19 protein-coding genes, 1 tRNA gene and 1 pseudogene are annotated in these 13,835 nt (G+C 49.4%); 9 read left to right on the top strand and 12 right to left on the bottom strand.

Annotation, left to right across the window (positions count from 1 at the left end; translation table 11 throughout):
- Positions 1-40: 40 nt before the first annotated feature.
- On the bottom strand, positions 41-769 hold the full coding sequence (locus DXY31_RS14990; RefSeq protein WP_114994522.1) for a hypothetical protein: 729 nt from the start codon (positions 767-769) through the stop codon (positions 41-43).
- A gap of 184 nt (positions 770-953) precedes the next feature.
- Positions 954-1,196 (bottom strand): Nif11-like leader peptide family natural product precursor, encoded by a 243-nt coding sequence (locus DXY31_RS14985; RefSeq protein ID WP_114994521.1) that lies wholly within the window; start codon positions 1,194-1,196, stop codon positions 954-956.
- Positions 1,197-1,478: 282 nt separating this feature from the next.
- Here DXY31_RS14985 and DXY31_RS14980 point away from each other — a divergent pair, with 282 nt between their 5' ends.
- Entirely contained in the window at positions 1,479-1,886 is a 408-nt protein-coding gene (locus DXY31_RS14980) for a hypothetical protein (protein ID WP_137025013.1), read from the top strand.
- Positions 1,887-1,922: 36 nt separating this feature from the next.
- Here DXY31_RS14980 and DXY31_RS14975 read toward each other — a convergent pair whose 3' ends face one another.
- From DXY31_RS14975 to DXY31_RS14960, 4 genes are all read right to left on the bottom strand, one after another.
- Positions 1,923-2,240, bottom strand: a complete 318-nt coding sequence (locus tag DXY31_RS14975) for a hypothetical protein (RefSeq protein WP_114994519.1) — start codon at positions 2,238-2,240, stop codon at positions 1,923-1,925.
- A 1,242-nt stretch (positions 2,241-3,482) separates the two neighbouring features.
- Positions 3,483-3,812 carry a Nif11-like leader peptide family natural product precursor gene (locus tag DXY31_RS14970; protein ID WP_114994518.1) on the bottom strand — a complete coding sequence of 110 codons (330 nt, stop codon included), beginning with the start codon at positions 3,810-3,812 and terminating at the stop codon, positions 3,483-3,485.
- A 259-nt stretch (positions 3,813-4,071) separates the two neighbouring features.
- Complete coding sequence (locus tag DXY31_RS14965) at positions 4,072-4,326, bottom strand: Nif11-like leader peptide family natural product precursor (RefSeq protein WP_114994517.1); 255 nt, start codon at positions 4,324-4,326, stop codon at positions 4,072-4,074.
- A gap of 63 nt (positions 4,327-4,389) precedes the next feature.
- Positions 4,390-4,614 (bottom strand): Nif11-like leader peptide family RiPP precursor, encoded by a 225-nt coding sequence (locus DXY31_RS14960; protein WP_114994516.1) that lies wholly within the window; start codon positions 4,612-4,614, stop codon positions 4,390-4,392.
- A gap of 892 nt (positions 4,615-5,506) precedes the next feature.
- Between DXY31_RS14960 and DXY31_RS14950 the strand changes: the two genes are divergently transcribed.
- The 4 genes from DXY31_RS14950 to DXY31_RS14940 all read left to right on the top strand — a co-directional run bounded on the left by DXY31_RS14950 (position 5,507) and on the right by DXY31_RS14940 (position 7,795).
- The gene (locus tag DXY31_RS14950) at positions 5,507-7,030 is read left to right on the top strand and encodes an alpha/beta fold hydrolase (RefSeq protein WP_244279853.1); all 1,524 of its coding nucleotides are present in this window, start codon (positions 5,507-5,509) and stop codon (positions 7,028-7,030) included.
- Positions 7,031-7,191: 161 nt separating this feature from the next.
- Positions 7,192-7,455, top strand: a complete 264-nt coding sequence (locus DXY31_RS17625) for a hypothetical protein (protein ID WP_244279852.1) — start codon at positions 7,192-7,194, stop codon at positions 7,453-7,455.
- 13 nt (positions 7,456-7,468) lie between these two features.
- A complete protein-coding gene (locus tag DXY31_RS17880; protein ID WP_371639553.1) occupies positions 7,469-7,522 on the top strand; it encodes a hypothetical protein in 54 nt (17 codons plus the stop codon).
- 66 nt (positions 7,523-7,588) lie between these two features.
- The gene (locus DXY31_RS14940; RefSeq protein WP_206749825.1) at positions 7,589-7,795 is read left to right on the top strand and encodes a hypothetical protein; all 207 of its coding nucleotides are present in this window, start codon (positions 7,589-7,591) and stop codon (positions 7,793-7,795) included.
- Positions 7,796-8,234: 439 nt separating this feature from the next.
- Here the strand turns inward: DXY31_RS14940 and DXY31_RS14935 are convergent.
- From DXY31_RS14935 to DXY31_RS14920, 4 genes and pseudogenes are all read right to left on the bottom strand, one after another.
- Positions 8,235-8,381 (bottom strand): annotated as a pseudogene (locus DXY31_RS14935) (Nif11-like leader peptide family natural product precursor); the annotation flags it as partial.
- Between the two features lie 705 nt (positions 8,382-9,086).
- The gene (locus DXY31_RS14930; protein WP_114994512.1) at positions 9,087-9,359 is read right to left on the bottom strand and encodes a Nif11-like leader peptide family natural product precursor; all 273 of its coding nucleotides are present in this window, start codon (positions 9,357-9,359) and stop codon (positions 9,087-9,089) included.
- A 120-nt stretch (positions 9,360-9,479) separates the two neighbouring features.
- A complete protein-coding gene (locus tag DXY31_RS14925; protein ID WP_114994511.1) occupies positions 9,480-10,058 on the bottom strand; it encodes a tetratricopeptide repeat protein in 579 nt (192 codons plus the stop codon).
- A gap of 277 nt (positions 10,059-10,335) precedes the next feature.
- Positions 10,336-10,608, bottom strand: a complete 273-nt coding sequence (locus DXY31_RS14920; RefSeq protein ID WP_137025011.1) for a hypothetical protein — start codon at positions 10,606-10,608, stop codon at positions 10,336-10,338.
- A gap of 151 nt (positions 10,609-10,759) precedes the next feature.
- Here DXY31_RS14920 and DXY31_RS14915 point away from each other — a divergent pair, with 151 nt between their 5' ends.
- Entirely contained in the window at positions 10,760-10,987 is a 228-nt protein-coding gene (locus DXY31_RS14915) for a hypothetical protein (RefSeq protein ID WP_206749824.1), read from the top strand.
- On the opposite strand, the gene DXY31_RS17165 is transcribed toward DXY31_RS14915, so the two are convergent.
- A tRNA-Arg gene (locus tag DXY31_RS17165) sits at positions 10,988-11,067 on the bottom strand. It lies immediately after the preceding gene.
- Positions 11,068-11,231: 164 nt separating this feature from the next.
- Here DXY31_RS17165 and DXY31_RS14910 point away from each other — a divergent pair.
- From DXY31_RS14910 to DXY31_RS14900, 3 genes are all read left to right on the top strand, one after another.
- Positions 11,232-11,495 carry a DUF1651 domain-containing protein gene (locus DXY31_RS14910; RefSeq protein WP_114994509.1) on the top strand — a complete coding sequence of 88 codons (264 nt, stop codon included), beginning with the start codon at positions 11,232-11,234 and terminating at the stop codon, positions 11,493-11,495.
- Positions 11,496-11,524: 29 nt separating this feature from the next.
- Positions 11,525-12,418, top strand: a complete 894-nt coding sequence (locus DXY31_RS14905) for a hypothetical protein (protein WP_114994508.1) — start codon at positions 11,525-11,527, stop codon at positions 12,416-12,418.
- A gap of 134 nt (positions 12,419-12,552) precedes the next feature.
- Positions 12,553-12,795 carry a Nif11-like leader peptide family natural product precursor gene (locus tag DXY31_RS14900; protein WP_114994507.1) on the top strand — a complete coding sequence of 81 codons (243 nt, stop codon included), beginning with the start codon at positions 12,553-12,555 and terminating at the stop codon, positions 12,793-12,795.
- Positions 12,796-12,994: 199 nt separating this feature from the next.
- Here DXY31_RS14900 and DXY31_RS14895 read toward each other — a convergent pair whose 3' ends face one another.
- Positions 12,995-13,780 (bottom strand): alpha/beta fold hydrolase, encoded by a 786-nt coding sequence (locus DXY31_RS14895; RefSeq protein WP_170953730.1) that lies wholly within the window; start codon positions 13,778-13,780, stop codon positions 12,995-12,997.
- Between the last annotated feature and the right edge of the window lie 55 nt (positions 13,781-13,835).

Raw genomic sequence — 13,835 nt, 5'->3', positions numbered from 1 at the left:
CTAAAAAGTGAGCTTATAGATTATCTATTCTACGAAGTTGTCAACGAGAATGAGATCGTCCAAGAATGAGTGCAATCAGTATCGCCACATACAATTGACCACTGACGGTAATGATTGTGACAACTACCGAAGAGATTGTGTCTCCGGAATTTACAACTCCAGATCCCACCGTGGTCAAAAGGTTAAAAGCTGCTGCCATTAACACCGGCGAAAAGTGGCTCACTGCATTCGATGTGTTTTCTACGGTGATGTTTGTATCACCATTGGTGAGAATGTTGAAATCAAACGCGGTGGGATGCATCTCAAGGGTTGCGGTTAATAGCACGCCACCAGCCACTCCAATCAAGAGATAACCTTCCACAGCAGCCATTACGACAGCAACGGTTACGAATGGTTCGCGTATAAGTGATTTTATTAGCCGTAAAATGCTTGCAAAATAAAATAAAATCCAGGCAAGTACGTGCAAGAGTGTAAGCCAGTGGCCTAGGTTTGGTACTAATTCGAGGCTTAAACGCCAGATCACTTCAAGGGTAATGGCAAAAATCCCTAGACCAAAGAAGACCGAATTCAGTTTTTTGATTTGTGTGTAGCGACTGACTAACCCAAGTATTACCCCTGCAAGGGCTATGTTCAGGAAAGATTGAAAAGCTGGATAGCGTTCTGCTACTGGAAGTAACAGTAGAAAAACAACTTGTGCTGCCAACAGTGCGATATATCCACGATGGCGTAAGCGCAACCTTCTGATGAATTCGTGAGTGTAGTGAGCCATATTGTTGCCTGTGGCTTTTATTGGTTATATATTGATAGCGAGGGAATTAAGGTTTGTCCAAATGATTTCCTGTTTCATGCCACATCTTTCTTGAAATTGCGCTATTGGCGGTGATTGAAGCAATAAAAAGCCCCTGCTTAGGAGGGGCTTTGATGGGTTGGTTGAGAGCTGGTGATGTTACCTACTAGCATCCAAAGCCACATTGCGTTGATTGTGCGGTTTCCCATCGCCCACCAGCCGCACCTTCTAGATCTTTTTCTGAAAGTTTTGATTGAGCCTTATTGAGGCCATGAACAGGGATGTTAAATCCTGCTTCTTTAGTAATTGCAGCAACAGCATTGACATCAGCTGCGGCTTTGAGCTGCTCTTGAAGGCTGGTGTTGCCTTTGGCGTTGGCCAGGAAAGCTGTGAGTTGTTCTTGTGTCATGGTTCTAAGGAATGAATTGTTGGGGTGTAACCCCCTGGACTCCTCCAAGATCACAGCTCTTCTGGTGGAGCCCACTACACAGCTCTGGTGTAGACCCCGTTAGTTTCTGGTGCGCGTCTGGTGAATGGCTCAGAACCCATTGCCTGACTGGACTTAGCTCACGCGGAAGTCGGTGACGCCGAGGCTCCAGGGGAGTAGTCGTTCCTGTAGTGCGATGCAGGCATATCCCATCCTGCCAAATGAAATAGACCTGCTAGAAGAAAGAAAGCATTGATATTTGAAATGCCCCGAAGACTCTTAAAATTATTATTATCAACATCTTTTGCAATTGCAGCTTTTGGTCAACATAGCAAAGTTTTTGGAGTCAACGTAGGAGGCACGCCAATGGAAAAATACGGTTATTTTGATGTCAATAAACCTGAAAAATACGTGTTTAGCTATGCAAGAGCCGTAGGAAGTAAAACAGAGTTTGGAGTCGGAGTCACCACACCCACTCAAGCCATGGCTGACAATGGTCTAGTCGTGCCAACGGCATTTTTTATTGACTGCAAAAATCAGCGCGTAAGTTTTAATTTAATGCAAGAACTGCCCGCTGAACATGTAGAGAAATGGTCGCTGGAGACTATGGCTTACCAAGCAAAACTTTTCTGCCATTTGCATAAGAAGTTTTTCAAACATTCAAATTGGTAATCGCCATCAGTCAGGAATCACTTGCCACTATCCTTGTCAGCTCGCTCCTGCACGGAGGGGATGATCGATTCCTGGACAGACAACGACCCACTGCTCGGAAAGCAGTTGTTCTCTGTGCTTGCAGATGTCTTGCTGATGCCCTGAAACTGCAAACAAACATGCAAACGCGGCGCAGAGGCGAACCCCCAGAAGTAAGTGACAGCAACTGTTTCTGGCCTCAGACTCGTCTGCCTCTGAAGCAGCTGGTCTTTCCACTGAATCGGCTTCAATATCCACGCGATCGAGCACCATTGCTCCCAGTAGCCGCTTGCTCATCGAGACCATCTGAGCCAGCAGCAAACGCAGTATCACCACCGGGCCTTCAGGATCACCGCCAGCGATCGTCTTTACTCAGGGAACCTCGATTCGTTTCAGATCAGCCAACTCCTGCAGACACGTCATCTCAACGCAAGTCGTGGTTGTCTTTGGCATGGGCGCTGAATCACAAGCATTCAGTTTGGCCAGCATTCGCCAAGCGGTTTCGCCAACGTGGCCTCATGCCAAACAAGAACCGCCCACTTGTTGATCACCACGCGCCGAAGAACGATGTCGGTTGCTTACTGAACGAGTAGGAGAGGAAGTTCTGCAACTTCAGGAACGACATACCAACACAGCACGTGCAATGGGTTGAGGTGGAGACGAGATCGCTACGGGGTGGTAGGCAACAGGTGGTGAGGCGAATGCTCAGTTTCGATGTGATTGGGGCATGGCTGAGTAAGCAGATGTCAGGTGAACGGAAGTTTTCTCACAAATTTTTTGGTTTTATAAACTCAGGACTCAATGTTTGAAATTTCTGTATTCATCGCTCTTATAATCTGAATCGTTTAGCTGTTTAACGATGATGAGGTCACTTTGGGTTGCATTGGCGAGTGCTATGTCATTAATTATTTCTGCCTCTCCCTCTTGGAGTCAGGAATGGACCTGCGTTAATGAATCTAATGGCAACTTCACGACTGTTTGGCGCGTAAAGTCGTTGCCCACAGCATCTGTCTATCACGTTTCATCATTCAATCCTGCCAGCGGAAGAAGCTTTGATGTCAACCAGAAAGTAAACATTATTGGCCAAAAGAATGAATATATCTTTGCGTATGTTGCGGCGACTTCGCATAATCTCATGAACTTCTTTGTGTTTAATACGGCTAGAAAAACCTATACGCAGAGTGGGCATTACCTCGATATAGAGCGAACCCCCAATGCACAATTTTTCGTTTGTAATTAAGTTGGGTTTGCGTCGCTATCGAATCCTGGGAAACCCAGCAGAAGTCAGGTGGGTGGAAGCGTTGCCCGCCTAGGTGGTGGATTGATTCTGCTATTCGCCAGAAGCTTCCCTAAATGTAGCTGAGATTTTACAGCTCTGGTACAGAACTCGCAAGGTTCTGGTGAGCTTCTGGTTAATGGCTCAGAGGCCTGACTCCACCTTTTGGAAACGCTTTCATTTGCCTGATTAATGCTCAAATCTGCTCAATTGTGCCAGGTATTGAAGATTTATTTATGGGATTAGTTAGACTATTGAAGAAATAAAAATCCCCTACGGCGGGAGAAGTTTTGATGAGTAGCCTACTTGTTACAGGGCCAAACTATCTTTCCTTTAGTAGATCCTCCAGGACAGCAGTTAACAGTAGTGTTGACTCTAAGGCTCATACAGAACCATGTGGAACGACACTCAATCCCAGTGTTCGGAACGTGAGTTCCTCCAACCACGCCTTCCAGTTCTTCGTCTGAAATCTCAGATTGCGCTTTGGCGAGGTCATCACAGAAGATGCTGAATCCTGCTTCTTTGGTAATCGCCATAACCGTATCAACATCAGCTGCGGCTTTGAGCTGCTCCTGAAGGCTTGTATTGCTTTTGGCGTTAGCGATGAAAGCTGTGAGTTGTTCTTGTGTCATGCCTCTAAGGAGTGAATTTATGGGCGTGCTGCCCCCTCGACTCCTTCAAGATCACAGCCCTTCTGGTGAACACCACTGCATAGTTTTGGTGGATACCCCACGAGGTTTTGGTGAGCTTCTGGTGAATGTCCCAGAACCTTTTAACTACGTAGGTAAGTAATGCATCCGCCAGCCTGATCTCTGCTCAACAGTGCTCAATCGTGCCAGGTATCGGAGGCAGAATTATGGGAATAGTCAGGCTATTGAAGCAACCAAAGCCCTAGCATCCATCGGGACATTGGGTGTATACAGAGTGGCACGGGCTGCCAGAATGCCCACCACCAGCAGCGCTTTCCAGCTCATCATCTGAAATCTCTGATTGAGCGTTCTTCAAATCATCAGCAGAAATGCTAAATCCTGCTTCTGTTGCAATTGAAAGAACTGCATCTGCATCAGCAGCTACCTCTAGCTTCTCCTGAAGGTTGCTGTCGCCTTTGGCTTTTTCTAGAAAGGCTTTGAGTTGCTCTTCTGACATCAGAGTAAGTCTTGCAACAGCCTGATTTTAGCAACCAACGGTCCTGCCATTTGTATCCGCCGATCAGCCTACAGTGCGTCCTTTCCCTCCAGCGACTGATAATAATTCTTCTTCAGATAGTTCAACCGTTTTTGATGTGTAGGCTTCTAGCAACTCCTGTGAAGTTACTTTGTATCCCGCATCAACAGCAACCTCAACAGCATCTTCTAGAGATGTGGCGTTTGTCATAGCCTGCTGTAATTCAACATGGCTAATAAGAGCAGCCATCAGATCATCAATCGCAGCCATTGCTTGAGAAAAAATGGGTTAGTGTAACCACTACAGCAATGGTCTGCTGCAGTGTCTTTGGCTATTACTTGCTGCACCCAATCGTGCCAGATATTGGAGGCTGATTTATGGGATTAGTCGGGCTATTGAAGCAATAAAAAGCCCCAGCTAATGCAAGTGCTTTGAGTGTTTAGGCTGGAAGTGCAGCTGAAGTCAGATCAACAAACCTTCCACAAAGCCCTCGCCGTCGTTGGCTTCTGCCAATACATATCGCACTGAGTGACATCGTCGCCAGCCACATTTTCCAGTTCTGACTCATTGAGTTTTCTGAGCTGCAATGATGCGAGTTCGCAGCCGTACTCTTTTGCGATCGCGATGTCATCCTCAGCTGACTTGGCCGCTTTGATCCGTTACTGAAGATCTGGATTGTCTAGGACTCTGCTGACGAGGGTCTTGAGTTGTGTCTGCGACATCATGTGACTCCTTCTGGGCTTTGTCGGTCAACGGCTGCTTTCTGGCAGTTGAAAGGTGGGATTGCCCATCTGCTCAGGTTTGGTTTCAGGAACATGGAGCGATTGGGTGTTGGATTGAATTGGTCTTGCAAGCGCTCATGAAGTCATCTCTTTTACCAAAAGAGCAATCAATTTTCGATGATGAATCATCGGCATTCAGCTGGCTATTGACGTTTGTTTGAAGCGTTTCTCCGAAAAAAAACCATTGCCATGTTGTTGTGCACTGCAGCTGTAATGGTTTGCTGTTTGTCGGTTGATTCATTCGATCGTCACCGCAGTCACTCGACGATGTGGTCTGGTCAGCCAACCCTGCTCAGCGGAAGATTGTGCAGTTCATCATCAGGGGTTGCTTCTCCGGGTGCATCAGGGATTGGATGAGTGGTTCTTGAAGATCGCATGCCTTGAAACCATCTGCTTGGGGACGTTTGTCCTGGATTTGCAAGGCGATGGTCTTGCTGCCCGGCCTGGCTCTGCTCAGTCCACTCGCTGTGTGGGGGCAGACCGAGCAATCTCTTCCATCTCTGCAGTGGCAGGCATGCCAGGACGAACAGTTGGCCTCCTTCGGCTATGAGTGCGCCACCCTGATCCGTCCACTGCGCCGACGAGAGCCGGATGGCCCCAAGGTGGAGCTGGCGGTCTTTCGTCTTTCGGCAACAGGCACGGCCAAGGAACGGATTGGGACTGTGTTTTTCAACCCAGGCGGTCCCGGTCAGCCAGGACACGGCAGTGCTTACAAAGGAATGCTCCTGCCTGATGAGATCCGGCGCGCGTTTGATTTCGTCACCTGGGACCCCCGGGGGCTTGGCCAGTCCCGGCCTGCACTGTCGGATTGTCAAGTGCCCATGCCCCGCCGACCAGCGACTGGACCCGTGGACTGGCAACGGGTGCTGTCGCAGCGTCAGCTAGAGCTCACCGAGCGCAACCGCGACTGCATTGCGCGACATCGTGCCCTGATTCCTGAGATGGGCACTGTGGAGGCTGCTCATGATCTGGACGCCCTGCGCCAGTCGGTTGGTGATGACCGGCTCACCTTCTGGGGTGTCTCCTACGGAACGGTGATTGGCTCCACCTATGCGGCATTGTTCCCTGGGCGAGTGCGTGCTCTGGTCCTTGATGGGAGTGTCGATCCCTGGAGCGATCTCTCCGGTCTGCGTCTTTCCGCCACAGCGCCCGATGACGCAATCCGTTTCTTCCTGCAATTAAATCCGGACCTGAAGGTTCCCTTGCAGGCATCGCTGGCCCGGCTGGAACAGGAGCCACTGATCTTGCCGGATGGCAGCCTGTACACCCGCTGGGATCTGCTGGATCCCCTGGTCAATTACCTGCCGCAATCCAGGATATCCGGGACCTATGGACGGACCCTGATCGAAACGGTGCACCAGGCCCTGGTCGGCGCTCCGGCGGAGCAAACCGCTGCGCTGGAGACGCTGCAACACCCTCTGTTGCGCAGTCCAGAGCACGATCTGCTCGCTGCCGCAGGTTTTGCTGCTGTCACCTGTCAGGACTTCCCCCAGCGGATGTCTCCGCGTCAACAGGCTGCCTTGCTTGGGGATCTCACCCGTCAGGCTCCGATCTACGGCGGCAGCATCGGCGTGAACTTTCTTGCTCTCTGCAGCGGCTATGAGGATCTGAAGGTCAACACACCAGTGCCCCGTGCTCCCTTTCCCCAGCGCGACGTGTCCGGCCTGATCACCGGATCCAGTTGGGATGGCGCCACACCTTGGATCTGGTCCACCGCGATGGCCCGGGCGTTTCCTTCGATGCGCACGCTCCAGGTGGTCGGTAACGAGCACGGCATCTACACCAACGCCCAGACACCCTGCGTCGAGAAAGAAGTAAGCCGCTATTTGCTGACGGCCTCGGTGCCACCGAGGGATTTGAGTTGCCCCTATGTGAAACCGGCTGAGCAGCAGTCGTTTCCCTGAATGATGCTGAGGGATCCGCTCAGGGTCTGCAGCTTCACAAGCGAGTTGTCACGAGCCCATGCTCACCGACAACCTGGCTTCAGTGGTCTCGCGCCTGATTGATCCACGGTCAGTGCGTACTTTCCTTCGCGAATGAACAGCACATAATCATCGCTGTTCTGGTGTTGATACGTCTTGCCCTGTTCAGCAGCGGGGAAGGCAAATGTCCAGCGACTGCTGTGGATGTAGGCGTTGCCCTGGGTTGCGTGAAGTCTCAGGTGAACTGCTCAATAGGCGCAGGCCGATTCAATCGATTCAGTTCTCACAGAGCGCCCCTCACGGTGTCGGCTTGTCCAGGCAACGCAAGTGAGGCGAAGGTCAGGACTGCAGACGTGAAAGTGGTGCTGCCCGTGCCCCCTCCATGCACAACCTGTCCAGATCGTTGATGAAGATTCAGGCGTGATTCGTTGGGTCAACACTGATCTGGTGACGCACATCCTTCCGACGATGTGATTGGACTGTGAGCAAGATCACAGCCTTACTTGAGATAAACCATCGAGTCAGGTGCTGATCCTAGAGATGGTGATGTCAACCGATACCATTGCCATGAATCGCGCAGAAAACATGTTCGCCCTTCAGCTGATTCTTAATTCCATGAGCACACTCAGTCCTGAATCTTTAACGATGACAAAACTACGTCGAGCTGCTTATCTACACGGCATCGTCGAAGCTGTTTTGAATGAGCAGGTCAGTAGCCTCCCGCAAACGACTGAGATCTTCAGCTGATGGCGTTACTGCAGCAATAAAAAACCCTGCACTTGGCTGGGCTCTTGGTTTGTTACTACTTCATTTCACATGGAATAATCCACACCTTTTGATTTCATCAGGATCCGCAGTATTTCCAAGGTTTTGATGACTGAGTTAATCTGAGCCATTTACAGGGCGCGGAGGAGCATCTGGGTCAATTAATTTGTAAACAAACCAACCTTTCGATTGCGGCTCGCGAAAGTATTTATCAGCCTCAGCATGATCAATTTCAACTTCAAAGCAATTCCACTCCGAATGATGATTGTAAACATCAATTCTTGTCAGCAGAACTGTCTCAGAATCCTTTATCACTAACCTATATGGAGACTTAATTGTGATGGAGTGTCATGCTATATGGTCCATAGCAGCACCATCCACCACCTCCAGCCACGCCTTCCAGCTCCTCTTCACTGAGCTAGCTGATCTTATCAGCAGTGAATTCATGGCCATGTTCTTTAGCAATGCCTAAAACATCTTCAGGTGACTTAGCTGCATTGAGTTTCTCCTGAAGACTGGTGTCAGCTTTGACCTTCTCTGGAAACGCTTTGAGTTGCTCTTCTGGCATGGATATCAGGTCTGTTCAGCAGTCATAGATAGCAATGGTCTACTGGATTGTGCCAAGTAGCACTTTGGAATAAAAAGCTCGCCTTGTTTAGGGCGAGCTGTAATGAGTATCAGAAAAAAGAAGTTCAACAAATCTGATTTCCCTGGTATTCAGGATCTATAAGTTTCAGTTGGGGGAGTTCTCTCATGCCAAGGCTGGAAACCCCCGGGGGGGGGGATAGGTAGCCTCATTAGTGGAGGTATCCACCCCCCTACGACGCGTTCCAGTTGGTCGTCAGTCAGCTCGATGATTTGATCTTGAATGTTTTGTTCAGTCATGTTTTCAAGTGAGTGAGTGAGTGAGTGAGTGAGTGAGTGAGTGTGTGAGTTGTGTTGGAGGCGTTGATCCCTCGACTCCTTCAAGATCACAGCCCTTCTAGAGAACCTCTCTACACAGCTCTGGTGTAGACCCCGCGAAGTTCTGGTGAGCTTCTGGTGAATGCTCCAGAACTTTGTTTTCACCTAGTTGGCTAACGCTTTCATCTCCTTGATCTCTGCTCAACTGCGCTCAATCGTGCCAGGTATTGGAGACTGATTTAAGGGATTAGTCAGGCTATTGAAGAAATTAAATGCCTAAGTTTTGATCTTTTATGCCTATTATCTTTGGCTCAAATTGCTAATCACTTCTTTTGCGCATTTATGACTCACTACTGGCAGAACGATGTGGTCATTGATCCACTTGTACTCCAGTGCACCACCAGCCAGTATGCAGGGGGCACCCAGTATTCAGGGGGCACTGTTCTCCACCAGCCACCTTTTCTAGCTCTTCATTTGCAAGTTCTGACTGGGCTTTCTTCAAGTTATCAGCAGAAATAGTTAAACCTACGTCCTTAGCTATTGCAACTACTGCATCAGCATCAGCAGCTGTCTTGAGCTTCTCCTGAAGGCTGGTGTCGCTTTTGACTTTTTCGAGGAAGGCTTTGAGTTGTTCTTCTGACATGGGTAGCAGCGCTGTTCTGCTGTCATAGCACCATTCAGCAGTTCGGCAGTAGGTAATGAAAAAACCCCGCACTTGGCGGGGGAGTGTCATGCATTCGTCGATATTAGACAGCTTCAGATTTCAGCATTGCTTCTTAACCCATTCAGCGACTGGTGACTTATCACCCAATTCAGCTGCCTTCGACCAATCGGCGCAAGCGCCTTCAAGGTCAGCTAATTCCTCTTTTTGGATTCCTCGAACTCTGTATGCAAAGGCATTTTTGGGATCTAATTCTATTGCTGCATCAAGGTCTTTCATGGATCCGTTGGTATTGCCTATTTTCCTTTTCGCTTCACTCCTGCCTATGTAGGCTGCGACAAAACTAGGATCAATCTGCAATGCTTTTGTATAATCATTAATAGCGCTTTTGTATTTTCCTAAGCTTGCTTTTGACATGCCGCGGGCATAGTAGCCAGATCGACTCTTAGGATCTAATTCTATTACCTTATTGAAATCAGAAATTGCCCCTTGATAATCCCCGCTTTTAAACTTCTCTAAACCTGATTCATAAACGCCTATTACGTTTTTTGCATGTGCCGCCTGTGTTGAGAGAAACCCTACGCCAATTCCAATGGTAGGTGTCAGAGCAACCAGCAACGGGCGTCCTAATGGCAAGCATAGGGCTAAGGCAGCAGCAAATGCAGTAGTAGTGCGAGGCATCCTTGGCGTTGCATGGTGACTCCATCTCTAGCCTTTATATGCCAGCACTGACTATGTCTAGTCTGCAAATGAAAAAACCCGCACTTGGCGTTGTGTGATTGGTGTGAGGTTGTTTTGTCGGGAGATCGATAGCGACTACTCAACGTCCCCTGATTTTTCCCTTTCGGGTTTTGTATAGCTCTCAGCCTCGCTCGTTTGGGTAGCTGTAAAAATTGCTCTCACCAAGCGATGCCCAAAACTCGCACTCATTATTTCCATATCGCCTCACTCGATCAATCTACTTTGCATTCACCTTGCTCCATACATGCACCCTCTCCGTTAATTCCACATCTCTCAACCTTGTGTGCATCAACGAATAAGTAATCCGTCCTCTTTCTTCAGCCTGATCTAAAACCTTGCACCAATCACGCTCCACACTCTTCACCACACCATCAAGCCTGATCTGACATCCATCCATATCACGCACCCTCATAATTCGCTCGCTATCGCCACAACTCAGCAGCACACAATCACCAACAACTGCACGCTCACCCTTTACGACAACATCCATCACCACACCTCCGGCCCACGGCCCAACGCATAAGGCTTCTGGCAGTAGTTCACTGCATACCGCCACGTATCAATCGAATGCGTGATCGCAGTGGGATCCAACAGCTCCCGCTTTTTGCTGTCTCTGGCCAGCAGTGGCGTCAGTTCCCAAAATGCTCTGCACCTTCGACTCGCTTTCACCCATGGCTGGCTCTCACCGCGATCACTCGAGTCGCCCACAACATCGTGCGCAACCAGGTCAGTCCCGCTCCTTCGGTCATCTGACTCTTGCCCGCACGCTTGAACGGGATGCCTCCCTTCGGGAACTCATCGCCAATCGTCAGGGCATGGCCTATACGGTGTGGCGGGCAAGGATGGCTGAGAAACCTGTCTGTGACTGACGCCCCCTGATGGATTCGAACCATCGACCGACTGCTTAGAAGGCAAAAAAATTCACAGTCGTGCCAAGGGTTTTCAAGGCTATGACTGGGTTTTTAATGCCTGGGCTCGGTTGGGGGCGACCCTGAGATGGACGTTTCTGGACACAGAAAGCGAGCTGTATCCAGTTTTTTGTGGATCGACCGACTGCCTGTTGAGCAGTCGGTCTTTGGCTTGGTGGGTAGGCGATTTCGCCAGAATTCACCGATGCCAAACAAGGACCGCCCACTTGTTGATCGCCATACACCGAAGAACGATGTCGGCTGGCTAGTGAACGACCAGCAAGGGAAGGCCTGCAGCTTCACCAACGCCAATCCAACAGCTCATGCTCAGTGGGTTGTCGTGGAGACCAGACCGTTGCGGGGTGGTGGTCAGCCGGTCATCAGGCGAATGCTTCGCCACAACGCGATCGAAGCCTGGGAAACGATGCAGAAATCAGGTGGGTGGAAGCGTTGCCCGCCTATGTGGTGACGCCCCTGTGAGCAAGATCACAGCCCTGCTTGACACAGGTCATCGAGTCAGATGTTGAAGCCGGAGATGGTGCGTGCATCGAGAGGGAACAACCCTCTACCGCTTTCAAATCAATGCCTCACTACACGACCTACGGCGGTTCCTACCTCTCCGCTCAGTCTGTTGATGAGCTGACCGGTACCTTCAATGCCTTGAACGAAACGACCAACTTCAGACCCACCAAAGGCGCAAGCATCAGCACTGTTCATCCAACTTTTAAAACGGGTTACGACACTGATTCGATTGACTCTCTGTCAGAGACCTTTGGCGACGGTGATCCAAGAATCCTTGGTCCTATCAGTGGTGAAGGTGTCTTCAAGTCCCAAGACATCGATGCCAAAGGCAGCGTGATCGTTGGCGATAACCACTTCACGCCAGATCGTGGCGGCGACTCCCTAACCGGTGAAGGTCGTCCAATGAATGTCTGGATAAATGGCAGTGCCACATCCTTTGAAGACAGCAACTGGATTTGGCAGGACTGCAACGACGTCAAGAGTGACCAACACAACAATGATGCGGTGTTCGGTATGAGGGAGAACATCGACTGGACTGCAGCTAATGGTGGTCCTGGTTCGAGTTACCTGGCAGCAAAGACCGCCAGCAAGACCAATGCTTATGTCGATGAAGATGTCGATGGCTTTATGAAGCTCGGAGACATCAAGGGTGAATTACAAACAACCGATCTAAGAAGCGATAACAGCTTTGTAATCGAACGCTTCGAACCATCCGCTGAGATGAACAGCTTCAGGGAATCACTGAACCCTGTTGTTGAACTCGGCGGCACCTCTGGTCCTGGTGGTTCGACCTTCATGGCAGAAAAGACCGGCGCTAACCCTGGTCAGATGCTCAGCCCTCTTAGCGGAGGTGACGGCTGCGCCTTCTGAGCCACGACGTTTCAACGCAATGCCCCGCTCTTACGAGTGGGGTTTTTGTTTGCCTGCAGTGGGCGGGTGGAAGCGTTGCCCGCCCAGGTGGTGATTTAAGCCAGTGCTATTACTGCTGAACTGACCCATCACCCATGTCCCTAGAACAACTCAAGGCATTCCTCGCCAAGGTCAAAGGTGACTCCAATCTTCAGGAGAAACTAAAAGCAGCTAAGTCACCTGAAGATGTTTTAGGCATTGCTAAAGAACATGGTCATGAATTCACTGCTGATAAGCTCGAAGAGCTCAGTGAAGAGGAGCTGGAAGGCGCAGCGGGGGGCATACGAGCACTGTGGCCAGAAGAAGATTCTGCATATTGCGAGCGCTATTCAAAATAAGCTGGGGACAGGGCTACACACTCACAGCCCCTGCATTAGCAAGGGCTTTTTATTGCGTCAATCACCCCAAAAATCCCACAAATCAGCCTTCAATACCTGGCACTAATCAATACTTAGTTGAACCGCCAGCGTCTTAGCTACTGAACCAGTGCTACAACAGCTCTATTGGCACCTGTCTGATATCAGAAGAGCAACTGTCTCAGGCATAGCAATCACTCGAACCTTTCAATTCATCAACAAATTGACGTACAACCAAATTAAATTTCTCAGGATTTTCAAGAAATGCGAAATGATATCCTCCTTGATCGGATGAAAATATTTGCAATCTAGACCCTTCGATTTGGCTTTGTATCCAGCGCTGGCTGTCAGGCGGAACGATGCTTTTTTCGCCACCTATTATTAACGCAGGAAGCTTTATCATGGAAATTGTGTCTCTCCAGTCCTGAACACATGCATTAAAAAGCAGCGTTGCTGCATGGTGCCGAGGAAACTTGAAATTCTCCTTTAGTATCCACTCACGGTCCGCATTGCTAATTTCATCACTAAGCATATTTAAAATCATGTTTTTAGAGAACTCTATTCCATTGCTGCCAATCAGTGAAGAGCATGTGTGATTAAGTACTTCCCAGGAAAAAATAGCCCCTGATTTCCTCAACAGCTCACTAGGTTCATAGTCTGGCAGCGTCAATGCTGCGGGCTGATCAACAATTACAATACCCGATATAGCTTCATCACTAAAACTGTTTAGATAAGACCAAATTACAGATGCACCCATTGAATGTCCAAGAATGATTACTCCTTTAAATCCGCAGAAGGATATAAACTCCTGAAGGTCTCGAGCCAACTTGTCAACGCGATAACCATGTTCAGCCTTATCGCTTTCTCCGTGGCCACGATGGTCTAGAGCTATACATCGTACGTGCTCGGATAAGCCACTAAATTGGTCCCGAAATAAGACGGCTGATTGAGACCAGCCTGGCAACATAATCAAGGGTATTCCGTCGCCAGCCTCTAACCAATGAAGACGCACACCATCGGTA

Origin of the sequence: Synechococcus sp. UW179A (assembly GCF_900473965.1) — a bacterium.
Lineage (GTDB): Bacteria > Cyanobacteriota > Cyanobacteriia > PCC-6307 > Cyanobiaceae > Synechococcus_C.
This window is presented reverse-complemented; position numbering and strand designations above follow the sequence as displayed.